General features: G+C 46.1%; 24 protein-coding genes. 23 read left to right on the top strand and 1 reads right to left on the bottom strand.

Features of this window, described 5'->3' with window-relative positions; translation table 11 throughout:
* Positions 1–332 precede the first annotated feature (332 nt).
* The 13 genes from uvrB (at position 333) to EAO38_RS03530 (ending at position 8,565) form a co-directional block, all read left to right on the top strand.
* Positions 333–2,303 (top strand): excinuclease ABC subunit UvrB, encoded by a 1,971-nt coding sequence (gene uvrB / locus EAO38_RS03455; RefSeq protein ID WP_121021154.1) that lies wholly within the window; start codon positions 333–335, stop codon positions 2,301–2,303.
* Between the two features lie 635 nt (positions 2,304–2,938).
* Positions 2,939–3,223, top strand: a complete 285-nt coding sequence (locus EAO38_RS03470; protein ID WP_235852494.1) for an iron transporter — start codon at positions 2,939–2,941, stop codon at positions 3,221–3,223.
* A gap of 11 nt (positions 3,224–3,234) precedes the next feature.
* A complete protein-coding gene (locus EAO38_RS03475) occupies positions 3,235–3,642 on the top strand; it encodes a hypothetical protein (RefSeq protein WP_235852495.1) in 408 nt (135 codons plus the stop codon).
* A 14-nt stretch (positions 3,643–3,656) separates the two neighbouring features.
* Positions 3,657–3,959: an iron transporter gene (locus EAO38_RS03480; protein WP_104751630.1), complete on the top strand. Its 303-nt coding sequence runs from the start codon at positions 3,657–3,659 to the stop codon at positions 3,957–3,959.
* A 9-nt stretch (positions 3,960–3,968) separates the two neighbouring features.
* A complete protein-coding gene (locus EAO38_RS03485; RefSeq protein ID WP_121021158.1) occupies positions 3,969–4,241 on the top strand; it encodes a hypothetical protein in 273 nt (90 codons plus the stop codon).
* 159 nt (positions 4,242–4,400) lie between these two features.
* Positions 4,401–4,901 (top strand): hypothetical protein, encoded by a 501-nt coding sequence (locus tag EAO38_RS03490; protein WP_158654409.1) that lies wholly within the window; start codon positions 4,401–4,403, stop codon positions 4,899–4,901.
* A gap of 92 nt (positions 4,902–4,993) precedes the next feature.
* The gene (locus EAO38_RS03495; protein ID WP_121021160.1) at positions 4,994–5,569 is read left to right on the top strand and encodes a hypothetical protein; all 576 of its coding nucleotides are present in this window, start codon (positions 4,994–4,996) and stop codon (positions 5,567–5,569) included.
* 115 nt (positions 5,570–5,684) lie between these two features.
* Positions 5,685–6,245, top strand: a complete 561-nt coding sequence (locus EAO38_RS03500; protein ID WP_121021162.1) for a hypothetical protein — start codon at positions 5,685–5,687, stop codon at positions 6,243–6,245.
* A gap of 596 nt (positions 6,246–6,841) precedes the next feature.
* Positions 6,842–7,123 carry an iron transporter gene (locus EAO38_RS03510; protein WP_121021166.1) on the top strand — a complete coding sequence of 94 codons (282 nt, stop codon included), beginning with the start codon at positions 6,842–6,844 and terminating at the stop codon, positions 7,121–7,123.
* 19 nt (positions 7,124–7,142) lie between these two features.
* Positions 7,143–7,418, top strand: coding sequence for an iron transporter (locus EAO38_RS03515; protein WP_121021168.1), 276 nt, complete (start codon positions 7,143–7,145; stop codon positions 7,416–7,418).
* Positions 7,419–7,457: 39 nt separating this feature from the next.
* Positions 7,458–7,769: a hypothetical protein gene (locus EAO38_RS03520; protein WP_121021170.1), complete on the top strand. Its 312-nt coding sequence runs from the start codon at positions 7,458–7,460 to the stop codon at positions 7,767–7,769.
* A 9-nt stretch (positions 7,770–7,778) separates the two neighbouring features.
* On the top strand, positions 7,779–8,090 hold the full coding sequence (locus EAO38_RS03525; protein WP_121021172.1) for a hypothetical protein: 312 nt from the start codon (positions 7,779–7,781) through the stop codon (positions 8,088–8,090).
* A gap of 16 nt (positions 8,091–8,106) precedes the next feature.
* Complete coding sequence (locus EAO38_RS03530; RefSeq protein ID WP_104751620.1) at positions 8,107–8,565, top strand: hypothetical protein; 459 nt, start codon at positions 8,107–8,109, stop codon at positions 8,563–8,565.
* Positions 8,566–8,583: 18 nt separating this feature from the next.
* Here the strand turns inward: EAO38_RS03530 and EAO38_RS03535 are convergent, their stop codons facing one another.
* Complete coding sequence (locus EAO38_RS03535; protein WP_121021174.1) at positions 8,584–10,467, bottom strand: methyl-accepting chemotaxis protein; 1,884 nt, start codon at positions 10,465–10,467, stop codon at positions 8,584–8,586.
* Between the two features lie 112 nt (positions 10,468–10,579).
* Between EAO38_RS03535 and EAO38_RS03540 the strand changes: the two genes are divergently transcribed.
* From EAO38_RS03540 to EAO38_RS03585, 10 genes are all read left to right on the top strand, one after another.
* Positions 10,580–11,947: an outer membrane family protein gene (locus tag EAO38_RS03540; RefSeq protein ID WP_121021176.1), complete on the top strand. Its 1,368-nt coding sequence runs from the start codon at positions 10,580–10,582 to the stop codon at positions 11,945–11,947.
* A 66-nt stretch (positions 11,948–12,013) separates the two neighbouring features.
* A complete protein-coding gene (locus EAO38_RS03545; protein WP_121021178.1) occupies positions 12,014–13,336 on the top strand; it encodes a methyl-accepting chemotaxis protein in 1,323 nt (440 codons plus the stop codon).
* Complete coding sequence (locus tag EAO38_RS03550) at positions 13,336–14,445, top strand: aminotransferase class I/II-fold pyridoxal phosphate-dependent enzyme (RefSeq protein ID WP_121021180.1); 1,110 nt, start codon at positions 13,336–13,338, stop codon at positions 14,443–14,445. Before EAO38_RS03545 ends, EAO38_RS03550 begins: the two co-directional genes overlap by 1 nt.
* A gap of 112 nt (positions 14,446–14,557) precedes the next feature.
* Entirely contained in the window at positions 14,558–17,221 is a 2,664-nt protein-coding gene (locus EAO38_RS03555) for an ATP-dependent Clp protease ATP-binding subunit (protein WP_121021182.1), read from the top strand.
* 67 nt (positions 17,222–17,288) lie between these two features.
* The gene (locus EAO38_RS03560) at positions 17,289–19,040 is read left to right on the top strand and encodes a methyl-accepting chemotaxis protein (protein ID WP_121021184.1); all 1,752 of its coding nucleotides are present in this window, start codon (positions 17,289–17,291) and stop codon (positions 19,038–19,040) included.
* Positions 19,041–19,064: 24 nt separating this feature from the next.
* Positions 19,065–20,816 carry a methyl-accepting chemotaxis protein gene (locus tag EAO38_RS03565; protein ID WP_121021186.1) on the top strand — a complete coding sequence of 584 codons (1,752 nt, stop codon included), beginning with the start codon at positions 19,065–19,067 and terminating at the stop codon, positions 20,814–20,816.
* A gap of 50 nt (positions 20,817–20,866) precedes the next feature.
* Positions 20,867–22,861 (top strand): methyl-accepting chemotaxis protein, encoded by a 1,995-nt coding sequence (locus EAO38_RS03570; protein ID WP_235852496.1) that lies wholly within the window; start codon positions 20,867–20,869, stop codon positions 22,859–22,861.
* A gap of 105 nt (positions 22,862–22,966) precedes the next feature.
* The gene (locus EAO38_RS03575; RefSeq protein WP_121021188.1) at positions 22,967–23,263 is read left to right on the top strand and encodes a DUF5666 domain-containing protein; all 297 of its coding nucleotides are present in this window, start codon (positions 22,967–22,969) and stop codon (positions 23,261–23,263) included.
* A gap of 31 nt (positions 23,264–23,294) precedes the next feature.
* Positions 23,295–23,498 carry a hypothetical protein gene (locus tag EAO38_RS03580; protein WP_121021190.1) on the top strand — a complete coding sequence of 68 codons (204 nt, stop codon included), beginning with the start codon at positions 23,295–23,297 and terminating at the stop codon, positions 23,496–23,498.
* 9 nt (positions 23,499–23,507) lie between these two features.
* Complete coding sequence (locus tag EAO38_RS03585; RefSeq protein WP_121021192.1) at positions 23,508–24,659, top strand: M20 aminoacylase family protein; 1,152 nt, start codon at positions 23,508–23,510, stop codon at positions 24,657–24,659.
* Positions 24,660–24,678: the final 19 nt, after the last annotated feature.

Raw genomic sequence — 24,678 nt, forward strand, 5'->3', positions numbered from 1 at the left:
TGTGGCTTCTGACTAGCAGATATTATATTGTGGAACTGCTTGGCATCGTGCGCATACATCAGATAGGGCTCACGCGCCTCCAAATTTGTTACACAAGAAAAACCCACTACTGCAGGGACAACTAATAACAACTTCCTCATAACTGCTCCTTTGTATTTTCCTGTGCCAACCGACACGGTTTCATTTTAACACAAACCTTAAGCAAGCGGTTTTGATGACTCACACGGCAAAATTTTGCACACTTTTAAATGTTACTAAACTAAACAAGAATATTCTTAAAGATTGCGTTTGTTTTTACGCTATGATCGCGCTAAAAACTGCAAAGAGTCAATATGGATTTATTCAATCTACACGCCCCCTATACGATGAGTTTAGAGCAAGAAAAAGTCGTGCAAATTTTGAGCGAGGGGGTGGCACAAGGGGCGCGTTATCAAACTTTGATCGGGGTTACGGGTTCGGGCAAGACCTTTAGCATGGCGAATTTGATCGCGCGCTTGCAAATGCCCACTTTGATCATGAGCCACAATAAAACCCTCTGCGCCCAGCTTTATAGCGAGTTCAAAGGCTTTTTCCCTAAAAACCATGTAGAATACTTTATCTCCCACTTTGATTATTATCAGCCCGAGTCCTACATCCCTAGACGCGATCTCTTCATAGAAAAGGATAGCGCGATCAATGAGGATTTAGAACGCCTGCGCTTGAGCGCGGTAACTTCACTATTAAGCTATGATGATGTGATTGTGGTCGCTAGCGTGTCGGCTAATTATGGGCTGGGCAACCCGGGGGAGTATTTGAGCATGCTAGAAAAAATCCAAGTGGGGCAGGTGCGCCCTTATAAGCAATTCTTGCTCAAACTGGTAGAAATGGGTTATAGTCGCCAAGACATCTTAGAGCGGGGCAAGTTTAGGGCGGTGGGGGAGTGCGTGGATATTTTCCCCGCCTACAATGATGAAAACTTTATCCGTGTAGAATTTTTTGGCGATGAAATCGAGCGCATCACTAGCATGGACGCGTTAGAAAACACCCCCCTAAAGCAACTAGACTCTTACCCCCTCTATGCGGCAAACGCCTTTATTGTGAGCCCGGAGCGTTTGCAACAAGCCATTAAAGACATTGAGCAAGAATTGCAAGCGCGCCTAAGCTTTTTCAAACAAGCCCAAAAGCCCCTAGAGTATGAGCGCCTCAAAACCCGTACTGAATTTGATTTAGAAATGATTAGTGCCACAGGCATTTGTAAGGGCATTGAGAATTACGCGCGCCACTTCACGGGCAAACAAGAGGGGGAGACCCCCTATACCCTCATGGATTACTTCGCCCAAAAGCAACGCCCCTTTTTGGTGATCGTAGATGAGTCGCATGTGAGTCTGCCCCAATTTAGGGGGATGTATGCGGGGGACTTGAGCCGTAAGCAGGTCTTGGTAGATTATGGCTTTAGATTGCCTTGCGCGCTGGATAATCGCCCCCTTCAATACGAGGAGTTTATCGCCAAACCCCCCCATTTTCTCTTTGTCTCAGCCACCCCCAACCCCCTAGAGTTAGAACTCTCACAAGGTCATATCGCTGAACAAATCATCCGCCCTACCGGGTTACTAGACCCCGAATACGAAGTGCGCCCCGTGGCTAACCAAGTTAGAGATTTATTTGAGCGCATTAGGGTCGTGGTGGCTAGAAAGGAGCGCGTGTTAGTTACTACCTTGACTAAGCGCATGGCTGAGGAGTTGTGCAAGCACTATTTAGAATGGGGCTTGAGGGTGCAGTATCTGCATAGCGATATTGATGCCATTGAGCGCAATCATTTGATTAGAGAGCTTAGATTAGGGGTTTTTGATGTGCTCATTGGGATCAACTTGTTAAGAGAGGGGTTAGACTTGCCGGAGGTCTCTTTAGTGGCGATCTTGGACGCGGACAAAGAAGGCTTTTTGCGCAGTGAAACGAGTTTAATTCAGACAATGGGGCGCGCCGCACGGCATGTACATGGCAAGGTGATCTTTTATGCAGACAAGATCACAGCAAGCATGCAAAGGGCGATGCAAATTAGCGATGAGAGACGGGCTAAACAAAAAGCCTTTAATGCAGAACATGGCATCGAGCCTAAGAGTGTGCAAAGGCATGTGGAAGAGGAGTTGATTGATAGCCTGCCTGCAAAGCCCAAACGCTCCAAAGCCCTAGAAAAAATGCCCAAGAGTGAAAAGGATCGCTTAATCAAAACTTTAAGGGCGCAAATGCAACAACGCGCTAAGGTGTTGGACTTTGAAGAGGCGGCAAGATTGCGCGATGAGATCGCACGGATTAGAGGGTTGTAGTGTGGAGAAAAAAATTTTCTTAGGGCTGGTGTTGGTATTAATGCCTTTCTTCACGGCGTGTATGTGCATTGGGATAATCGTAATATCGCTTGATTATAGTTGCGGGGCTTTGGCAAATATAGTCTTGATGGGCATAGTGGTGTTGTATGGGCTGTCTTTTTTGCCCATTAGAGAGATTTATAAATACACGGGTTGGCGTGATGCCTGTGTGGTGAGTGGGATTGTTAATGCAGGGAGCGTAATACTCGTCCCCATGATATTACTCTATATAAAAATGATAATGATAGAACTCCATATATAAAATTACATTAAAAGGTAAGCCATGAAAACTAAACAAGTGCTCTTAGGGCTGGTGTTGGTATTAATGCCGCTCTTCACGACATGTATGTTTTTTGGGATAATCGCAATGTCGTTTGATTATAGTTGCGGGGTTTTGGGAAATATAGCCTCAATGGGTGTATGGGTGTTGTATGGGCTGTCTTTTTTGCCCATTAGGGAGATTTATAAATACACGGGTTGGCGTGATGCCTGTGTGCTGAGTGGGATTGTTAATGCAGGGAGCGTAATATTATTTCCTACAATATTATTACACATAATATTTTGATGGCACTCCATACAATATAAAAAGGTGAGTGGTGAAAACTGAAGAAGAATCTCTCTCAGGGCTAGTGTTGGTGTTAATGCCCTTTTTCACTCTGTGTATGTGTTTTGGGGTGATAGAAACATTGCATGAGTGTGGTTGCCACGCGCATATTTTGGGGAGTGCGAGCGTAGCGGTGCTGGGCACGCTGTCTTTTTTACCCATTAGAGAGATTTATAAACACACGGGTCGGGCTTTTGGCTGTGTGCTGAGTGGGGGTTTTAATGGATTAGTGGTGGTATTCTGCTATATGATAGCATCCCACACATATTCATATTAAAAAGGTTGGTGATGAAAAATAGACAAGGGTTTCTAGAGCTTTTGGGGCTAGTGTTGGGGTTGATGCCTGTTTTGGCGTTTGGGGCGTGTTTGTTTGTCGGGAGGCAACTTGTGAATGCCTGCCATTCTCACTTAGCAGCTTTAAGCCAAGTGCCCTTAGGCGCGCTGTTTCTTTTGTTAGTTTTTGTAATTTACAAGCGCACGGGCTGGGCTTTTGGCTCTAAAATGAGCGGGATTTTCACCTTATTAGTGGTGCTGAGTGGGTTTTTTGTGGGGCTGGGGGTTTGGGATCGCCCTTGCTATGCAGAGCGGTGCGTGTGTGAGGGGATGTGTATGGAGAGCCCTTGTCCTAACTATAGTGGATGTGTCCAAGATCAGTGTCCTGAGTGTTTGGGTCGCCCTACTAGGTTTCCCGACTAAGAATTTTAGGGGCTATGAAAAAGACTAAGGCGTTTTGCTTGGGGGCGGTGTTGGTGCTCATGCCCCTTTTAACTTTTTGGGTGTGTTCAAAAGCGATGATATACTTTGGTCCTTGCCATGTGCGTTTAGCCTGTCTGAGTGATGTGCTCTTAGGGGCTCTCTCTTTTGTGCCCCTTGTCAAAATCTATCAATACACCGCCTCTAGTAAGACTTGGGCTTTGAATTGCAAGATCAGTATGTACACTAATATGATGGTTGTGGTGTACTTGCTGATTATAGGGGGACTACTTTTAGACATGCAATCGTTTCGTTGTTAGGAGCATAAAATGAAAAAGACGACATTGTTTTGCTTGGAGTTGGTGCTCATGCCCTTTGTTACTTTTGCATCGTGCATTTTCTTTTATGCGCTGGTTCTTGTTATTACTCTTGATCTTAACCTCGCCCTTATCGCTTCATTGATCTTAGGGGGCTTGTCCTTTTACCCCATTTTTAAGATTTACAAGTGCCATGCGCCTAGCGAAGTTTGGGCGCGGCGTTGTGCTATTAGCGGGGTTTTTAATGCTCTAGCTGTGGTGGTGTGGTATGCATTATTTATTTAAGTCTTGCATTCTATACCCTAGTAAGGATAAATGTTGAAAATTTTTTTCTTGTTCTTGGGGTTAGTGTTGATATCTCTCATCATTTTGTTTGTGTATGATAGGTTGGGTTTGGAGCGATTGTGTTTGGAGCGTTATAGTTCAAACTCAGCAAGGATTTTAATGGACGACAAGCTGTTTGGTAAACAAGCTTTGCATGCCGCCAATATTTTTTCGTTTGCCTGGATCGTGTTTTGCATCGTTTTTATTCACGATGGTTTGCGCGCACGATGGATTGATGTATTTCCTTTCGTAATGTGCCTTGAGATGGGTGCTATCATTTTAGCGTTATGTCCTAACAAACACATCTCTTTAGGACTCATTGCTTTAGGATTTGTGCTGTGTTACTATGGCTCTCCCCCTCCCCCAAGATATATGGGAGCAATCACATTTAGTGTAGGAGCTCTCATCTTTTGGGCATATATTGGCGATAAAAAATGGTGGCTCTTTTTCATTCCGCCTTCAATCGCTATCATCATGTTAACCACGCTAATCTACTGTGGCGTTATACTTTTTTGCGTGTTTTGCACTTATCCCATTAAAAACGCACATTGGCTTGTGCGCTGTTCCATAGCTATAGCTATTTTATCGTGTCTCTTTCCCATAATGATGATTGTAAATTAACCATTAGTTGCACGCCTAGTGGCATGGGTTGCTCCGTAGCACAATGGGGGAGGCGCGCAAAAAATCTTATTCTAGATTCGCCAAGGATTCTCATGGACAAACTATTTATTAAACAATCTTTGCATGCCGCCAATATTTTTTTGTTCGCCTTGATCGTGTTTTACATCGTTCTTACTCGCGATTCACGCGCATGGGGATGGGAACTTGATGCAACTTTCTTTGTAGCATGCCTTGAAATGGGTGCTGTTATTTTAGCGTTATACCCTAACAAACGCATCTCTTTAGGACTCATTGCTTTAGGACTTGTGCTATGTTGTGCTCCATTTATCCCTCCCCCAAAACACGGAACAATCGTACTTAGCGTAGGAGCTCTCATCTTTTGGGCATATGTTGGTAATAAAAAATGGTGGCTTTTTCCCATCCCGCCTTTAATCGCTATTATTCTTATCTTGTTTGAGTCGCATGATGCGTGGAAGGCGTTCGTGTTCTTGTTTAAAATGTTAAAAGTCACGCTGAGTTGCTATAGCATTGTATTTCTTTGCACGCTTTGCACTTATCCCATTAGAAACGCGCATTGGTTTTTGCGCTGTTTAGTGGCCATAGTTGTTTTCGGGCTTCTCAATGCTCAAGTTGGATCGCTCATGGTGTCTCTCCTTTTTGGTAGATAAGTTGCACGCTACAAGGCAACGACTCCGAATTGCGCGCCTAGTGGCATGGATTGCTCCGTAGCACAATGGGGGAGGCGCGCAAAAAATCTTATTCTGAACTCGTCTAAGGATTCTCATGGACAAAGCATTTATTAAACAAGCTTTGCATTTTGCTAATACAATTTGGTTCTTTGTTATTGTCAATACAATGATGGCCCCTAACCACCCTCATGGAGTAGGAGGTGGAATGGCAATCATGCTATTTGGCTTGCTTGCCTACATAGGCGCTATCATTCTAGTGTTATGCCCTGACAAACACATTTCTCTAAGAATTATCGCTCTGGGGTTTGTGCTGTGTTACTGCGTATTCGTGCCTCCTGCAAGGTATATGGGATATGTTATAGGGAGTGTAGCATCTCTTGTTTTTTGGGCGTGTTTTGGGGATAAAAAATGGTGGCTTCTCCCTATACCGCTTTTAATCGGCATTGTTTTTTCTTTATCCGGGCGTAAATTGTCAGTATCAGGGACACTGGTATATTATGTCCTCCTGCTTTTTCCCATGCTCTGCACATATCCCATTAGAAACGCCCATTGGTATTTGAGGTTCTTGGGCGTTCTGGTTATTACATTTGTTTTTTGGTGTATATTATTTGTTTTTGAACCCTTAAAGTATTTGAAGCCATATATTGGGACTTAAGTTTGTGTTCTCTATCTTTGCTCCATGCCTGCTTTCTGCACTCATACCCATTTTGATCTTTGTTCATAAACCCAAGTTTAGGTCGCTAGCCCTCATCTTGGCTTTTGCTCCGATGTTCTTGCTTAACACCTTAGATTTTTATGATGTTCTTAAGGATAATTACAACATATGGGGCTTATTGCAACACGAGTTGCGGGTTTCTAAAAGTGTCTTCTTACTATATAAGGGTGTTTGTTTGATAATCTATACACTTCTACTATGGTTTGGGCTTAGAAAGCCTAAGGCGCATGTGTTTATCCTTGCCTGTTTTGTTTTATGCAATCTATTGATACCCTTTAATCTTATGGAGCAGTTTTTATTGGGGAGGTGATCATGCCTATGGCTAAATTCTCTAAAACTAAAAGATTTATCGCTTTTTTGTGGATGTTTGTTAGCAAGGCTAATAATCTTTTTGTTTTATGTGTTATCTCTAAACTTTTGGGGGTTGCTCTTTTGTGTTTTTAGACCTATATTGGTGGGTGTTTCTAGTTTTGAATACCCTAAGGCGAGTTTGTTAAGATGAAGTTAAAAAGCTTTGGTGTGTATGGGGGATGTGCATGGATGTTAAAACATTTTTCTTGGGGCTAGCGCTAGTGCTCATGCCTATTTTGGTGTTTGTGGTGTGTGCATTGGTAGGGGCACAACTCATTATGACTTGCCATTCTTACCTAGCGCTTTTGAGTGAGGTGCTCTTAGGCGCGCTGTCCTTTTTGCCCATTGTCAAAATTTACAAACACACAGGTTGGGTTTTTGGCTGTAAAATGAGCGCGACTTTTACTTTGCTGGTCGTGCTGAGTGGGTTTTTTATAGGGCTGGGGTATTTGGATTACCCTTGTTAAAACGCGTGGGGTTAATAGGATGAAAACATTTTTCTTAGGGCTAGTGTTGGTGCTCATGCCCTTTATCACTTTGTTTATGTGCGGTGTGGTGGGCGCGTGGCTGGCTAAGGCTTGCCATTCTCATTTAGCAGTGTTTAGTGAAATCATTCTAGGCTCTTTGTCCTTTCTGCCTATTTTTCAGATTTACAAATACACCAACTGGGCTTTTAGCTGTACGCTGAGTGGGTTTTTTAATGGTTTGGTGGTGGTAGGTGGGTTTTACATGGGGCTGGTGGCTTTAAAGCCGTTTTGTTAAGATTGGTGTTCTTGATTTGACAGGACTTAAAGGGGCGTTATGAAGAAGTGGATCAAGCGCATAGAGCGGTTTTATTTAGGGGTTTTGCTTTTCATCACACCCTTTTTAACGCCTTTTTTATGCGCTAGAGTGGGGAGCATATTATTGCATTCGGGGCATGTGATTTTAGCGCTTTTGAGCGTACTCCTTTGTGGTTTGCTCTCCTTTTGGACAATTCATGGGGTTTATGATGACACAAAACCTAGCAAGGTGTGGAAGTGGGCTTGTTTGGCGATCGCCGGGCTTAATGGGGTGATTTTAATAGGAGGCATGGGCTTTGTCGCATGGGTTTTCTTTGGTCCGCATGATTAAAGGGGCGTTATGAAGAAGTGGATCAAGCGCGTATATCGGTTTTATTTAGGGCTTTTTCTTTTCATCACACCCTTTTTAACGCTTTTTTTATGCGCTAGAGTGGGGGGCAGATTATCTTATTTGGGGCATGAAATTTTAGCGCTTTTGAGCGCACCCCTTTGTAGTTTGCCCTCCTTTTGGATAATTTATGTGGTTTATGATGAAACAAAACCTAGCAAGGTGTGGAAGGGGGCTTGTTTGGCGATCGCCGGGCTTAATGGGGTGATTTTAATAGGAGGCATGGGCTTTGCGGCATATGTTTTCTTTGGTCCGCACCATTAAAATAAGAAGGAAAAAGATGAAGAGAATACTTGGGCTTTTATGCTTGCTAGGGGGTGTTGTTTTAGCACAGGGGAGATTGGAGATTGTGTGCGCCAAGTCTTATCAAGAAAAACAATGCGGCGATGATTTTAGTTGCGGGGCTTCTAAATGTTGGATCAAAAATACAAATCTTTTAGGCGCGCTCAAAAACGATCTTAACTATTGGTTAGAAAAGACAAGTCGCGACCCTAATGGGGGCGATGCGCGTTGCATACAATTTTTTAAGCGGGTACTAGCCTCCAAGTCCCTTTTGCAAAATCAAAAATTTGGACCCCAAGAAGAGAATTTTTATGGCTTAGAGATCAAACGCCTTGATGCCAAAACCATCTCTGTACATACAGACCTTTGTATGGGTGGGGATGCGGATTTTGCCTACACCTACCACCAGAAAGGCAAAGATGTGGAGAGGATAGAAATGTCAGACAAGGGGGAGTGAAAGAGCCCCCTTGTGCCCCTATACTTTAAACTTGCCCAGTTCTTGGTTAAAGACATTGGCCATGTCGTTGAGGGACGCACTGGCTTTAGAGACATCTTGTACGCTTTGGTAATTCAAAGAAGCCAACTTGCTAATTTCTTTGATGTCCTCTACGATGGTCTTGGTCGCATCTGCCACGCGTCTAAATTTTTCTACATCTTGAGTCGTGGCGTTGATCACCGTTTGAATACTCTGTACATTGGTGTCCACAATTTCTTGTAAGCCCAAAGTGAGCTCAGAGGTTTTGAGAATCTCTTGGGCATTGCCATGCAGGTGTTGGCTAATATCGCTCACGCTTTGCACCACTTGGGTGATCGTCCCATCGATCTCACTCAAACTATTTTGAGTCTTCTCGGCCAATTTGCGCACTTCATCGGCCACCACGGCAAAACCACGCCCATGTTCGCCCGCGCGCGCCGCTTCAATGGCGGCGTTCAAGGCTAGCAAATTGGTTTGATCGGCGATGTCTGAAATGATGGTCAACACCTCTTTAATATTTTGCGTGTTTTGAGAAGTCTCTTCTAGCTTGTTAGAAAACTCTACACCCACGCGCGCGTTGCTAGCTAAATTCGTACTAAAGTCTTGGATTTTGGCGCGCACTTCCTCTAAGGTGTTCCCGGTTTGTACCAAGTTATTATTATTCTGCTGGGCGTTAGCCACCCCGGTTAAAATGCTGTTGGCGATCTCATTGCCATTGGACACCGTGAGAGAAATGCGCTGGGTTTCCTCTTGGGTGTGTTGTTGTACATCATTAGAGCTAGCCTGTAATGTACTGGCGATCTTGGTATTTTGCGCGCTGAGTTCCTTGATCTTGGCGATCACACCCTGGGTTTTCTCTAAAAAAGCGTTGATATTCTTAGAAATGATGGCGATTTCATCCTTGCCTTTCACTGCGAGTCTCTTGGTTAAATCCCCCTCTTTGGACACTAGTTCAATGATCAAGTCGCGCAATTGCAAGAGAGGTTTAAAGAGAAAATGAATCACCCCAAAGAGCACGGCCAAGACGATCGCAATGGCACTTAGGGCAATGATGAGCAACATCTTTTGTAGGCTGCTCAAATCCTTGAACGCGTCTTTCTTGTTGATGACTCCTAGAACTTTCCAATTCAAACCCGGTATGGTGGTGTATACGTAGAATTTATCCACCCCAGCTGCATCGTGTTCTATAAAGCCCGAATTGGTACTCATGATTTGGTCAACAAGTTCTTTACCCCCCGGATAAGCGTGGGTATCGCGATAGCTAGAGCCGGGTTGAAAACGCCTCGAATAAATCACAAAGGCATCCCGATCCAACACGTGGACCCGAATCGCGTCAAAGTAAAATTTTTCTTGATTGTAATGTTCTAAGCTCATATCAAGCCCCAACACTCCCTCAAAAACCCCATTGACGAACAAGGGTACGCTGTAGGTGATGATCATCTTATTGGTAAACATGTCTTTGTAAGGAGAGGAGGTTGTCAGTTGATTGTGCTTTTTGGCTTCTTGATACCAAGGTCTTTTTCTAGGATCGTAGTCTGAGGGGAGGGATTTCATAGTACCCACAATGCGCCCATCTTTAAAACCCACATACGCGTTTTCTGCCCCCATGCCATCGTGCACAAATTTTAGAACTTCATTAAAGCGAACCAAGTCTGTCAAATTCAGTTGTCCTAAACTTTTGGACACAGCGTTTAAGCCTTTGCTAAGGTCGTTATTCCACCCGGCTAAGGAGGAAGACACCAAGCCCACGGCCGTGTTTAAAGAATGGCGTACCGTCTTGGCAATCCCAGCGCTTGTCGTAACACTGATCACATAGATCACAAGGGTAAATGTGATCACCAACAACCCTGCCAATACCAATAAAATCTTAGCTTTGAAAGTCATACGGGATATCCTAATTTTTTTAATCGTTAAGAAAGACGCAGAGATTCTAAATGATTATCGCTTAAGGAATCACATGTTAAAAACGCGCTAAATCGGAAGTCAAGTTTGAGGCATGCGCGATAAAAATCACGGCTGTAGTGTCCCTAGAATTTGTAGTTTGGGTTTATTGGTGGTGGGAGGTCTGCACGCTTTGGATTATAAAATCGGGGGGCGCATGGGCTCCTTCTCGCGCATTGGCTTTAACAATTCTAGCATCAATTCCAACAAGGGGATTTACCCAACCGGTAGTTATGTAACGGCTATTGGGGCGTTGCAAATTGATCTCAATTTATTGCCCAAGTCCATCAGCGCGCACCAACTCAGCGCGGGGCTGGGGGGGGAGGTGGGGGGTTTGGCCTTTGATTCGACTAGAACCTTGATCGATCAAAGCGATCCGCGTGCGGGGTTTCAGCCGGCCAACTGGTATTATATGGGGCGTTGGGAGGGCTATTTAATGGACGCGCCCTGGCACACATCGCGCTATGGCGATGGGGTGCACGCGCGCAATTACATTCTTTACAACGCCTATTTGGACTACCGCTACAAAGACATTTTTGGGATCAAACTGGGGCGTTATAAAAGCGATCGCGCTTTGTTTTTGCGCGGCTATAACCAGGGTTTTGAGGCCTTTGTGCGTTGGAGAAATTTCAGATTGGATTGGTTTAGCACCTATGGGCGCGGGCTGGCCAATATCCAGTTTATTCGCGATTTTTACGCCCCTGTGCAATTCCATTTTGCCAATGGAAGGCGCACCAATTATGGCATGCACGCTCTAAGCGCGGCTTGGCAGTCCAAACACTGGCAGATTATGCCCTTTTTTTGGTTCTATCCCAAGAACTTTAATGCCCCCGGGCTCTATGTGAGCGCGCTGTTTAAACCGGCAAATTGGAAGATCCAAACCCGTGTGTATGTGTGGTTTCCCCTCTATAGCGTGGCTTTGGCGCGCACCTATTATCGCGGGAATCGCATCGATGAGACCAGCGCTAGTCTGCTGGTGCGCCAACGCTTTGAGACAAAAAGTTACAATTTTGGCTGGGGCGTGTATAAAAATTTTGGCAACGCCAGCGCCCAGCTAGGCTGGAATGGTTCGCCCATTCCCTTTGACGCGACAGACGACACCCCCTATGAAGACGCTTACACCAATATTTATAACGCCAATTCTGTTACTCCCTTTGCCTTCCTAGGCACTAGCTACAAGAATTTGAGTTGCGCTCTGCTGGGCAAACTCACCTATTCCCCACGCGCCAGCTCCAAAAGTCTGGGTTTAACCTGTACTTACAATATCACTAAACACATCCACGCGATGATTCGCCTCAATGGCTATGTCGTTTCCATGCACCGGGGCTATAAGGTGGCCTACTTTGGCGCGTCCAATCCAAACTTTGCGCCCACTATTCAAGATCGCTCCTATTTGATGACATCTCTGAGCTACGAGTTGTAATACTTCTCAAAATTAAGTTAAACTGCTATACAATGGTTCCCATAATTTAAAAAAAAAAGGGTTTGTATGTTTTTTTCTAAAGAGCGTAGCAAGCAAGTGGACGATAAAGACGCACAGATTCGCTCCTTGCAGAAAAAGCTAGAGGTTTACAAGCAACTTGTAGAATTGTGCGCCCATGAGGGTCTTGTTGGGATCAAGGACAATAAAGTCGTTTTCAAGAGCGGGAATATCGCAGAAATGGGGGATTTGGAGCAGAGGGCGGGCGAATTGGCCCGCGCTGATCAAAGCTTTGATTGGAATAACCGCACCTACAAGATCAAGAGCACGCGCATTGACGACACCCTCTATTGCGCCCTAAGTGAGGACTTTAAAACCCTAGCTGAATTGGGTAAGAACAGCATTTTCAATCTCTACTACAATAGCATGAAGGGGGGGATTGAGGGTATTCAAGAGACCTTGAATAACCTTTTGCAAGATTCTGACATCTTCGTAGAAGCCGCTAACAATGGGAGCAAACACTCCCAAGGTGCTTTAGAGCAGGTGGCCAAAACCGGCCAAAAGATCGACACCCTTTATGAAAAAATGCAAAACGCCACCACTTTAGCCGATTCGCTCAACCAGCGCAGTAGCGAAATCACTCAGGTGATCTCTTTGATCGATGATATCGCCGAGCAAACCAATTTATTAGCCTTGAACGCCGCCATTGAGGCCGCGCGCGCGGGCGAACATGGGCGTGGCTTTGCCGTGGTGGCCGATGAAGTGCGCAAATTGGCCGAGAAGACCCAAAAGGCCACTAAAGAAATCGCCGTGGTGGTCAAATCCATGCAACAAGAAGCTAGCGATATCCAAAACAACACCTATGAGACCAATGACATCGTGGGGAGTATTAAAGACGATGTGAGTAATATCCATAGCTTTGCGCACAACAATAAGATCGTTGCCGATGCTGCCCTTTTTTCCATTGAGAATTCCAATAACCGCACTTTCTGCGGGCTAGCAAAGGTGGATCACATTGTCTATAAAAGCAATCTTTATGGCTTGATCTTTGGCGTGCCCAACGCCTTTAAAATGATCAATGGCCATGAATGTCGCTTGGGCAAATGGTATTATGAGGGTAAGGGCAAGGAGCGTTTCGCCAACACGCCGAGTTATCGCAATTTGGAATCCTGCCATAATGGCGTGCATGATGAGGCCAATGCGCTGGCAAATCTCATCAAAGAACCCGCTAAGGCTTCCTTGAGTGCCGTCGAACAGGGGATTCGCGCCGTAGAACAAAATGCCTCCAGTGTGCGCGAGGTCATTGACAAGATGTTCTTTGAAAAACAAGATGAGATCAATAAAAAAGTAGACAATCTGAACGTACAGCTTAAGACAACCTCTGAGCATTAATGAGCCCCTACACGCACGCGTTGCGCGCCCTTGAGCGCGCGCATCTATACCGCCAACGCCATCTCTACCCCGATCATTTAGCCGATTTTGCCTCCAATGATTATTTGGGCTTGAGTGCCCATGCCCCTTTATTAGAGCGCGCTTTTGAGAAGGTGCGCCCTTTGAGCGCCCACGCGCCCAAGGCCTCTATGTTGCTCAATGGCTACCACCCCCTGCATGCCCAACTTGAGGCGTTCTTATGTGCGCATTTGGGCTATGCGGCCTGCTTGTTAGTGGGGAGTGGGTTTTTGGGCAATGTGGCCTTAATCGATGCGCTGGTGCGCCCACGCGACATGCTCTTTATGGACGCGCATTACCACGCCAGCGGGCAATTCTTGGCTAAGAAATTGCCCAATGCGCGCTTTTTTGCCCACAATAATGCCCCAGATTTAGCCCAGCAACTTGCCAGCTATCGCGCTTGCCACACCAAGGGGCGCGTTTTTATCGCCATTGAGGGGGTGTATTCTATGGACGGACAGGTCGCGCCCAAAGAGTTTTACCACCTAGCCCAAGAGTATGAAGCCTACTTGATTGTAGATGAAGCGCATAGCTTGGGCGTGTTGGGGCATGATTTGGGGGGGTATTTGAGCCACCACCGCCTAAAACCCACGCCCCAGATCATCATCTTAGGCACTCTCTCTAAGGCTTATGGGAGTTATGGGGCGTTCATTGGGGCTAGCGTGCAGGTGGTAGATTTTCTATGCAACCGCGCCAAGAGCGTGATCTACACCACCAGTCTATCCTTACTAGATAGCGCATTAGCCCTAGCCCATTTAGAACACCTCTATGCCCATTTGCCTAGCTATGTGTCTATCTTAGAAAAAATGCGCGCGTGTTGTGCGCAGATTCTAGGCTTTAGCACCCCTAGTAATATTTTAACTTTACCCTTTGGGCGCGTTCAAGCCCTATTGAGTGCCCATTCAAGCCTGCTTGAAGCGGGCTTTTTATGCGCGCCCATCCGCCCCCCCACCGTGCAAAAACCCCTATTGCGGGTGTCTTTGAACATCCAACCCCATAACACTTTGCAACGCCTAAGCGCGTTATGCACGCTTTTAAAGACACTCTGTTAAGTTGCGTGTTCTAAAGCCAGTCCTCCTTTAAACCAACATAGATTTTATAAAAAGTTTCTAATCTATTTTAAACCTTACACTATGATTAGATTGTTGAAAGAAAGGAAACTCCATGCACAGCTCTAGTATTTTTGAAAAACTCACCCACCAGCTCAAAGAAAGCTTGGATCAAGCCCTCTCTCTAGCCCTGCACGCCAAGAACCAAGAGATCGAACCCATCCACCTTTTTTGGGCGCTCTTGAGCAATAGCCAATCTTTACTAAGTCATGCCTTGATCAAAATGGGCGTGGAGAAAACACCCCTAGAGTTAGAGGCTAGAAGTGTGGTGGACAGCTTGCCCAAGAGTTCGAGTGTGAGCGCGCAGGGGATTAGTTTGGGCAAGAATCTTCTAGACGCGTTGCACAACGCCTTGGGTTTGAGCGTGAAAAATGGGGATCAATTTGTGGCGGTGGATAGTTTTATTAGCGCCAATGCGGAGCTTTTTAGCCATTATTTCAAGCAATTCTTAGATGTTTCAGAACTGATTAAAACCTTGCAGGGGTTGCGCAAGGGGGCTAAAATCACCCAAGCTAGCGATGATGCCACCCTAGAGGCTCTAGAAAAATACGGGATCAATTTGACCACCAAAGCCCTAGAAAACACCCTAGACCCGGTGATCGGGCGCGATGAAGAGATTTTGCGCATGATGCAAATCTTGATTCGCAAGACTAAGAATAACCCCATCTTATTAGGGGAGCCAGGAGTGGGTAAGACCGCCATTGTGGAGGGGTTAGCCCAGCGCATCGCCAAAAAAGAAGTGCCCTTATCCTTGCAACACAAGCAAGTGGTGATGTTGGATATGAGCATGCTCATTGCCGGGGCCAAGTATCGGGGCGAGTTTGAGGAGCGTTTAACTAAGGTAGTAGAAGAGGTCAAAAAAGCGGGCAATGTGATTTTATTCATTGATGAAATCCACACCATCGTGGGCGCGGGCGCGTCTGAGGGGAGCATGGATGCGGCTAATATTTTAAAGCCTGCCTTAGCGCGCGGGGAGTTGCACACCATCGGGGCGACCACGCTTAAGGAGTATCGTAAATACTTTGAAAAAGATAGCGCGCTCACGCGCCGTTTTCAGCCCATCGCATTGGAGGAGCCCAGCGTGAATGAAACCTTGCAAATTCTAAGAGGACTCAAAGAGAGTTTAGAAGCCCACCACAATGTGAGCATTACTGATAGCGCGCTAGTGGCTAGCGCGAAGCTTTCACACCGCTATATCACCAATCGCTTTTTGCCCGATAAAGCCATTGACTTGATCGATGAGGCCGCTGCCGAGTTGAAAATGCAAATCGAATCCGAACCTTACGCGCTCTCCCACACCAAAAGGCTAGTGCAACAACTAGAAGTAGAAAAACAAGCCCTCTTGATGGAGGAGAACCCCAGCAACAAACAACGCCTAGAGGAGGTGCAAAAAGAACTTAGCAACGCGCTAGAAGAGAAGCAACGCCTAGAGGCGCAATTTGAAAACGAAAGGCGGGTATTCAAAGACATCGCGCAGGCTAAGAACAATATTGAGAGCTTGAAGCGCGAATCTGAGCTAGCCAAACGCCAATCGGAGTTTGAAAGGGCGGCTAAGATCGATCATGGCGAGATCCCTAGATTGGAGCAAGCGGTGCGCGATTTAGAAGCGCAATGGGCGCGCATGCAAGAGCATGGGAGCTTGTTACAGCACGCTGTGAGTAAGGATAGCATCGCGCGCATTGTGAGCAAGTGGACCCAAATCCCGGTGCAAAAGATGTTGCAAGAGGAAAAGGATCGCATTTTACACATCGAGCAGGAGCTAGCTAAGAGCGTGATCGGACAACCCCAAGCCATTAGCGCGATTGCTAAAGCCATTAAGCGCAATAAGGCGGGTCTGAGCGATCCTAATAAACCCATTGGGAGTTTTTTATTCTTAGGACCTAGTGGGGTGGGCAAGACCCAAAGCGCTAAGACCTTAGCCCAATTTCTCTTTGATAGCCAAAAGAATTTGATTAGACTAGACATGAGCGAATACATGGAAAAGCACGCGGTGAGTCGTCTGGTGGGCGCGCCTCCCGGGTATGTGGGCTATGAAGAGGGGGGGCAACTCACTGAGGCGGTGAGGCGTAGCCCCTATAGCGTGGTGCTTTTTGATGAGATTGAAAAGGCGCACCCGGAGGTGTTTAACATGCTCTTGCAAGTGTTAGACGATGGGCGACTCACGGATAATAAGGGCGTGGTGGTGGATTTTAAAAACACCATCATTATTTTGACCAGCAATATTGCCAGCGACAAGATCATAGAGCTAGAGAATGTACACGCCAAGCACAAGGCTGAACAAGAAGTGTTAAAAGCCTATGATATTCAAAACGATCAGATCATGGAGTTGAGCGAGGAATACGACAAACAAAAGGTGGTGCAAGAAGCTCTCAAAGCCTATTTCAAACCCGAGTTTTTAAACCGCCTAGATGAGATTGTGATCTTCAACCCTTTGCACATGGAAAGCATTGTGCAGATTGTGGATTTGATGTTTGCCCAAATCCAAGACAAGCTAGGCGAGCGGGGCGTACAAATCGCTTTGAGCGATCGCGCTAAAGAGTACATCGCTAAGAGCGGTTTTGATCCCATCTATGGCGCACGCCCCTTAAAACGGGCGTTGTATGAGGAAGTAGAGGATCGCCTCGCCACGCTGCTTTTAAAGACGGATAGCACGGATTTGAGCGACAAGAGTTTCTTATTTGATGTGGAAAATGATACAATTTTACTTAAGGAAGTTTGAGAGTGGGTACGCGCTGTTTAGAGCGTTGCGGATGTCTATGTGTTTAAAAGTCATTTGAGGAGTGGCCATGACTTCTTTTTCTTTAGGTAAGCAAATCATCGTTTTATGGGCCTTTTCTGTCATCACTATGGGAGTGACTCTACTATTATTTGCCCAAAGCAATAAAGAATCTGTCCGCCATGTGCACGAGCTGGTCAATGTGGATTTAAAACACTTGCTAGGGGAACAACTCAAGCTCGCCACAGACGCGCTAGCCCATAGCATTTCTAACGCCATCAAGGACGCGCCCACAGACGCGCTCAAAAAGAAAATTATTGCAGATGTCCTCAAAGGGTTTCGCTTTGAAGAAGACAAGTCGGGCTACTTCTTTGCCTATGAAGAATATGTCCCCTTTTATAACCCCAATCTTAAGGACAAGCTAGGCACAAGTCTTAAGAATGTCCAAGATAAAAACGGCGTTTTCTATGTGCAAGAACTCTATAAGGCAGCGATGGCAGGGGGGAATTTTGTCTACTATGTCTTCCCCAAACCTTTAATAGAGGGGGGCATGCGCGACACGGATAAAATTTCCTATGCCCAAAAAATTGAAGGTACGACTAATTTATGGATTGCTACGGGAGTTTATATGGACAATGTAGACGCCCGTGCGCGCACCATTATGCAAGAAATTGACAAAGGCATGAAGTACCACTTTTATCTCTATGGCGCTATTGTGATCTTATTCCTGTTTATCGTGGTGATGCCCCTATACTATTTGTTCTATCGCAAAATCACAAGGAATATCCGCACATTGAGCGTGGCTCTCAAAGACTTTTTTGCCTTTGTGAATTACCACGCCAAAAAAGAGCCCAAAGAGATCGTCTTGCATTCTAAGGACGAGTTGGGCGAGATGGCGCACGCGCTCAAAAACAATGTAAAGGAAGCCGTAGCGCATTTCCAAGCCGATCAGCACTTTTCTAAAGACGCGCTCAATGTGTTAGACAATGTACACACGGGCGATTTTGCCCAAGTCATCTACGCCCACGCGGCTAATCCGGAGCTAGAACGCTTGGGAGCGGATCTCAACGCCTTTTTTAAATTCTTAAATGACATTTTTCGGCATATCTGTAACACTATTCAAACTTATTCTAAAAATGATTTTAAAATGGGCATAGACACAAGCCATTTGCAGGGCGGGTTTTTGCAGCTAGCCAATGACATCAACACCTTGCAACAAAGCATTGTCGCCTCGCTCAAGCACTCCCTAGAATTTGCCCACGCGCTCTATCAAGAAACCAACACCCTCAATGAAACCACACACCGCCTACAAGACGCTTCTAAGCAACAGGTGAGTTCTTTAGAGCAAACCGTGAGCGCATTAGGGCAAATTAGTGGGTCTATGCAGAGTGTGAACGCCAAGAGTCAAGAGGTGATCGAACGCTCTGAGGGGATTAAAAATATGGTACTCATCATCAATGAAATCGCCGATCAAATCAGTTTGTTAGCCTTGAACGCCGCCATTGAGGCCGCTAGAGCGGGCGAACATGGCAGGGGTTTTGCCGTGGTGGCCGATGAGGTACGCAAACTAGCCGAGCGCACCCAAAAGTCTTTGGGTGAAATTGAGGCCAACACCCAAGCCCTCACCCAATCCATCAACCAAGCTGCCAGCGCTATAGAAGAACAAACAAAGAGCATTACCCAGATCAACAGCGCTATGGAAACCCTAGAGCAGACCATGACTCATAACGCTGAGATCGCGAGCACTTCTTTAACCATTAGCAAGAATGTACAACACATTGCCCAAAATATTCTCAATGAAGCCAATAGCAAGAAATTCTAAGAAAAGTTGTCAAAAGAGGTTTTGATGCGTTCCTTTTCCCTAGGTAAACAGATTGTCGCTTTGTGGATGCTCACCATTGTGGCGATGGTGGCGACCCTCTTGCTCTTTGCGCAAAACAATAGAGAATCGGTACACCGCGTGAACACATCGGTTAGTGTGGATTTAAAACGCATGCTAGGAGATAAGATTCAACTGGCTGTAGACCTCGTGAGCTTCGATCTCGCCCAAGCCATCAAGGACGCGCCCACCCTAGAAGCCAAAAAACAGATTGTAATAGCCATGCTCAAGGGGTTTCGCTTTGAAAAAGACAGGTCTGGCTATTTCTTTGCCTATGATAAATACAGCCCTATTTACACGGCCAACCCCAAGTACCGCGCGGGTGTGAGCGCAGAAAATGTCAAAGATAAAAACGGAGTCTTCTACACGCGAAAACTCTACGAAGCGGCCATGGCTGGAGGGGGCTTTGTCTACTATGTCTCCCCCAAACCCCTAGCCGATGGCACCACCCGTTATACAGATAAGGTTTCCTATGCCCAAAAAATTCAGGGCATGCCCAATTGGTGGGTGGGCACGGGTGTGTATATGGACAATGTGGAACAACGCACCCAGACCATCACTGGGGACATCAAGGACAAACTCAGCAGCAGCTTTAATTTTTATGTGTTGATTGCCTTGGTTTTTTTGGTTGTGGTGGTGATTCCCCTCTACTATCTTTTTTATCGCAAGATCACGAGCAATATTAGCGCGCTCAACAAGGGGCTCAAGGATTTTTTTGCCTTTGTCAATTACAAACAACAAGAAGTCCCCAAAGCGATTATCTTGCACTCTAAGGACGAATTGGGGCAGATGGCGCGCGCTCTCAATGAGAACATCCAAGAGGCGGTGGCTTATTTGCAAGCCGATCAGAATCTCTCTAAGGAAGCTTTGATGGTGCTTGATAGCGCGCGTACGGGCGATTTCACCCAAAATATCCACGCGCAAGCAATCAATCCAGAGCTCCAACACTTGGGTGCAAATCTCAATAATTTTTCTAGCTTTTTAAATAATATTTTCCAACATATTTCTAAAACTATTGAAACGTATTCGCAAAACGATTTCACAAGGGGCATGGACACTTCCTCGCTACAGGGTGGGTTTTTACAATTGGCCAATAATATCAACACCTTACAACAAAGCATTGTCGATTCTTTGAAAAACTCCTTAGATTTTGCTAACGCGCTCACTCAAGAAACCAATATCCTCAACCAAGCCACGCATGCGATGCAGGATGCGTCTAAACAACAGGTGATCTCTTTGGAACAAACCACCAACGCCCTAGTCCAGATCAGTCAAGGCATGCAAAGTGTGAACGCTAAGAGTCAGGAGATGATCGCGCAATCCCAAGGGATTCAGAACATGGTCGTTGTCATCACAGAGATTGCCGATCAAATCACATTATTGGCCTTGAACGCCGCCATTGAAGCGGCGCGCGCGGGCGAGCATGGGCGTGGGTTTAGCGTGGTGGCTGATGAAGTGCGCAAACTAGCTGAGCGCACCCAAAAGTCTTTGGGTGAAATTGAGGCCAACACCCAAGCCCTCACACAATCCATCAACCAAGCTGCCAGCGCTATAGAAGAACAGAGTCATAGTATCACTTTGATCGACACTGCTGTACATGAGTTAGAACAGACGATGGCCAACAACACTAAAATAGCTACCACTTCCTCCACCATTAGCGAAAATGTGCAAAAGATTGCGCAAAATATCTTAGATGAGGCCCATCGCAAAAAGTTTTAAGCAGGGGGTTTTGAGTTAGAAACCCCGATTCCTTTTATAAGGAGTTTCCATTGCGCCTATTTGATGGTTTAAAACTGCAAAGCAAAATTATCTTGATCCTTTCTGTCCCCGTGGTCGCCCTGTTGTCCTTTATGTTTTGGCAATTGCATAACACCTATAGTTCCTTGGCGCGCAATAAGGATTTGGCGCGCCAAATAGAGGTGTCTAAATACTTGTCCTTGCTGGTGCATGAGATGCAAAAAGAGCGGGGAATGAGCGCGGGGTTCTTGTCCAGTAATGGGGTACAATTTGCCAGCGCGTTGCAAGAACAAAGAGCGCACACAGATGCCAGATTAGAACAGCTCAAAAGATTTCTAAGCTCCGCTTCAGATTTAGACGCAGCTTATATGCGGGTTTTGCAAGAGGGGTTGCGCTCCTTAGACAAATTGCCCCAAATCCGTAGCGCTATGCAAGCTAAGGATAAAAGGGCACTTGTGGACAGCACAGTAACCTACTTCACAAAAAGCATTGCGATGTTCTTAGACACGGTGCTAGAGTCCATCAAGATCATCCCTAATTCTAAAATCTCTGATGCGGTGATGGGCTATATTAGTTTTCTTTACGCGAAAGAAGCAGCTGGGCTAGAACGGGCCACGGCTAATCAAATCTTCAACGTAAATGCCCCTGCTGATCCCAATTACGCGCATTTTATTGCCCTCGTGGCCAAGCAGGAAGTCTTTGAAAAATTTTTCCTATCCTTTGGGGACGCGCAGAGTATCGCGCTATTCCACCAAGTCCGTAAGGATGCTAGCTTTAAAGATGTGGAGGCGATGCGCCAAGTCTTGATCAAAAAATATCTCACCGGGGGGTTTGGCATCAAGCCCACAGTGTGGTTTAACACCATTACCCAGAAGATCAATTTGCTCAAACAAGTAGAAGACAACATCAGCGATCACATCACAAAGCTCACAGAGATTGAGATCACCAAGAACACCCATTACTTTAGATTTTTGGTGATCTGTGAAGTGTTGCTCATTTTGATTACCATTATTTTATCCTTTGTGGTGGTGCGCAATATCTCTAGGAGATTAAAAAAGGTCAACAAGACGCTAGAGCACATCATAGACAGCAAAACTTTCACCGATAAGATCACCATTGCGGCCAATGACGAAATAGGCTTGATGACTAGGTCTGTGAACGTCTTCATAGGATACATACACGACACCTTACAAAGAATTTTTGCGCAGGTGCAAACCAATACAGCTATCTCCAAATCTCTAAGCACCATCTCTATAGACTTGGACTCCAATTCCAAGCAAATCAAGCAAATCAGCCATAATAATACGGATTTGAGCCATTCTAGCCGCCAAATACTAGATGAAAGTGTAGCGGTGTCCATGTCCACTAGGGAACTGTTGGAGGGCGTGCTCAAAAATGTCTCTGAAACTAAAAGTGCGATGGGCGTGATCAACGAGTATGTCCAACGCAACATGTCCCATGAAGAAAGCAATGTCGTGAAAATCCAAGCGCTCTCCACAGAGGCCCAAAATATCCAAAGCGTGCTAGATGCGATCACAGACATCGCCGATCAAACCAATTTACTCGCCCTTAATGCCGCCATTGAAGCGGCGCGCGCGGGCGAGCATGGCAGGGGCTTTGCGGTGGTGGCTGATGAAGTGCGGACTTTGGCCGAAAGGACTCAAAGGAATATCACAGAGAGCGAGTCCATTGTCAAGAATATCTTAGAATCCATTGCCAAGATTAACCAAGAGAGCAAGGACGATCTAGGCTTGATGCAAACCCTAGCCCAGCACTCAAGCCAGATGCAAGATCACATGAATCATCTCTCTGCCGTGATTGTTAGCGCGGTGGAGCAGTCTTTGGTCAATATCAACAATATCAACAAAATCAATGAGCACACCACAAGCATCCTAGAAAATGGGGACAAGATCGCCTTCTGCGTGCAAGATTTATTAAAAATTAACGATTCTATGCAAAAGTCTTCTCATGAGCTCAATGAACACACCGCTGATTTGGATGGCTTTTTGAGCATGTTTAAAATCTAAGGCAGAGGTCGGGAGGGAAGTACTCCCAGCATGCTCAAATATTAGGAAAGTTTTAGTACAAAATGCCTATACTCTCGTCTCTAATATTTCTAAAAAGGGAAGAAAATGAAAAAATTAGCGCTGGGGCTTGTGGCTGTGGGGGTTGTCTGCGCCTCTGATTTTAAGGGGATCATTGAAAATATTGATGCTACGCAAAAGACCATTGCGATCAATGGGATGGTGATCAAGGTGATGCCCTACACGAAAATTGAACAAGATGCATGCGGTGTGGGCTGGGATAAGGCAAAGAAATTTGTCGATCTCAAAAAGGGCGATCTGGTCAAGGTAGATTTGCTCCACCACAACACTACCCCCATTGCCGAAGAGATTGAAATCAAGTGCATGGATCAGCGCGCCTATTGATTTAATAGCCATCAAGCCTCAAGGAGCGAGCATGGAAGAGAGCAAAAAACCCATAGATTACGACAACCCTCCCCCCGAGAATGTGATTCGCATAGAATGCAAGGATGGGAGTAGCGATTACATAGAAATTGTCTTTGATCGACCGGTTGCAGAGATTGACAAGCAGATAGAGGAGGAGAAGCGCCGTAGGCGTCTGTGGTATAGAATCAAACGCCTTTTCAAAAGAAAGCCCTAAAGGAGAGTTATGCCCTTGATCCCAGAGATTGTCGCGATGCAAGAGGAGTTTAAAGCGATTCGCCAACAAATCCACCAACACCCCGAGCTAGGTTTTGAAGAAGTGCAAACCTCTAAGCTGGTGGCTAACAAATTGCAAGAATTTGGCTACAAGGTGCATACGGGTGTGGGCAAAACCGGTGTGGTGGGGGTGCTCAAAAAGGGCGATTCGCCCAAGAAAATTGGCTTGAGGGCGGATATGGACGCATTGCCCATGCCAGAAGAAAATGACTTGCCCTATAAGAGCCAACATGCGGGCAAAATGCATGCCTGTGGGCATGACGGGCATAGCGCGTCTTTGCTATTAGCTGCTAAGTATTTAGCCACCCAAGAGTTTGAGGGCGCGTTGCATCTGTACTTTCAGCCCGCTGAAGAAGGGCTGGGGGGCGCACAAGCCATGCTTGAAGAGGGCTTGTTAGAACAATTTGATAGCGATATGATCTTTGGCTGGCATAACATGCCCCTAGGCACGGATAAAAAAATCTACCTGAAGAGTGGGGCGATCATGGCGAGTGCGGATTGCTACACCCTAGAGATCAAGGGGCGGGGGGGGCATGGGAGCGCGCCTGAAAAATGCGAGGACCCTATTTTGGCCGCCTCTTTATTGGTGGTGGCCTTGCAAGGCATTGTGGCTAGAAATATTGACCCCCAACACAGCGCGGTGGTGAGTGTGGGGGCGTTCCATGCCGGGAGCGCTTTTAATATCATCCCTAATCACGCCACTTTAAAACTAAGTGTGCGCGCTTTGGACGCTGCAAGCCAAGAGATCACCGCTGCACGCATTGCACAAATCGCTAAGGGGATCGCTTTGGCTCAAGGGGTAGAAATTGAGATAAGCAAGCAAGCCGCTGCCCCTGTTACAATCAATGATCCAAAGGCTAGCGCATTCGCCCAAGAAGTGGCTAAAGAAGTCTTTGGAGAAGAGGCTTGTTGTTTTGAACACCCCGCGGCTATGGGGAGTGAAGATTTTGGGTTTTTCACCCAGTTACGCCCCTGTGCCTACGCCTTTTTAGAAAATGAGAACACCCACTATCTCCACACCTCTGGCTATGTCTTCAATGACGCGCTTTTAGCCCGCGGCGCGAGCTACTACGCGAGTTTGGTGCTCAGGTATTTGGGCTAGGGGGCCAAAAGCCCAAGCC

It is taken from the genome of Helicobacter vulpis, assembly GCF_003660395.1.
Classification (GTDB): Bacteria; Campylobacterota; Campylobacteria; order Campylobacterales; family Helicobacteraceae; genus Helicobacter; species Helicobacter vulpis.

Bases quoted from the DNA above. Each gene is read 5' to 3' on its own strand.
- EAO38_RS03510 (WP_121021166.1), top strand. From the start codon at position 6,842: ATGGATGTTAAAACATTTTTCTTGGGGCTAGCGCTAGTGCTCATGCCT.
- EAO38_RS03565 (WP_121021186.1), top strand. From the start codon at position 19,065: ATGCGTTCCTTTTCCCTAGGTAAACAGATTGTCGCTTTGTGGATGCTC.
- uvrB (WP_121021154.1), top strand. From the start codon at position 333: ATGGATTTATTCAATCTACACGCCCCCTATACGATGAGTTTAGAGCAA.
- EAO38_RS03480 (WP_104751630.1), top strand. From the start codon at position 3,657: ATGAAAAAGACTAAGGCGTTTTGCTTGGGGGCGGTGTTGGTGCTCATG.
- EAO38_RS03485 (WP_121021158.1), top strand. From the start codon at position 3,969: ATGAAAAAGACGACATTGTTTTGCTTGGAGTTGGTGCTCATGCCCTTT.
- EAO38_RS03550 (WP_121021180.1), top strand. From the start codon at position 13,336: ATGAGCCCCTACACGCACGCGTTGCGCGCCCTTGAGCGCGCGCATCTA.
- EAO38_RS03575 (WP_121021188.1), top strand. From the start codon at position 22,967: ATGAAAAAATTAGCGCTGGGGCTTGTGGCTGTGGGGGTTGTCTGCGCC.
- EAO38_RS03525 (WP_121021172.1), top strand. From the start codon at position 7,779: ATGAAGAAGTGGATCAAGCGCGTATATCGGTTTTATTTAGGGCTTTTT.
- EAO38_RS03555 (WP_121021182.1), top strand. From the start codon at position 14,558: ATGCACAGCTCTAGTATTTTTGAAAAACTCACCCACCAGCTCAAAGAA.
- EAO38_RS03500 (WP_121021162.1), top strand. From the start codon at position 5,685: ATGGACAAAGCATTTATTAAACAAGCTTTGCATTTTGCTAATACAATT.
- EAO38_RS03475 (WP_235852495.1), top strand. From the start codon at position 3,235: ATGAAAAATAGACAAGGGTTTCTAGAGCTTTTGGGGCTAGTGTTGGGG.
- EAO38_RS03535 (WP_121021174.1), bottom strand. From the start codon at position 10,467: ATGACTTTCAAAGCTAAGATTTTATTGGTATTGGCAGGGTTGTTGGTG.
- EAO38_RS03495 (WP_121021160.1), top strand. From the start codon at position 4,994: ATGGACAAACTATTTATTAAACAATCTTTGCATGCCGCCAATATTTTT.
- EAO38_RS03560 (WP_121021184.1), top strand. From the start codon at position 17,289: ATGACTTCTTTTTCTTTAGGTAAGCAAATCATCGTTTTATGGGCCTTT.
- EAO38_RS03545 (WP_121021178.1), top strand. From the start codon at position 12,014: ATGTTTTTTTCTAAAGAGCGTAGCAAGCAAGTGGACGATAAAGACGCA.
- EAO38_RS03530 (WP_104751620.1), top strand. From the start codon at position 8,107: ATGAAGAGAATACTTGGGCTTTTATGCTTGCTAGGGGGTGTTGTTTTA.
- EAO38_RS03585 (WP_121021192.1), top strand. From the start codon at position 23,508: ATGCCCTTGATCCCAGAGATTGTCGCGATGCAAGAGGAGTTTAAAGCG.
- EAO38_RS03520 (WP_121021170.1), top strand. From the start codon at position 7,458: ATGAAGAAGTGGATCAAGCGCATAGAGCGGTTTTATTTAGGGGTTTTG.
- EAO38_RS03490 (WP_158654409.1), top strand. From the start codon at position 4,401: ATGGACGACAAGCTGTTTGGTAAACAAGCTTTGCATGCCGCCAATATT.
- EAO38_RS03515 (WP_121021168.1), top strand. From the start codon at position 7,143: ATGAAAACATTTTTCTTAGGGCTAGTGTTGGTGCTCATGCCCTTTATC.
- EAO38_RS03580 (WP_121021190.1), top strand. From the start codon at position 23,295: ATGGAAGAGAGCAAAAAACCCATAGATTACGACAACCCTCCCCCCGAG.
- EAO38_RS03540 (WP_121021176.1), top strand. From the start codon at position 10,580: ATGCGCGATAAAAATCACGGCTGTAGTGTCCCTAGAATTTGTAGTTTG.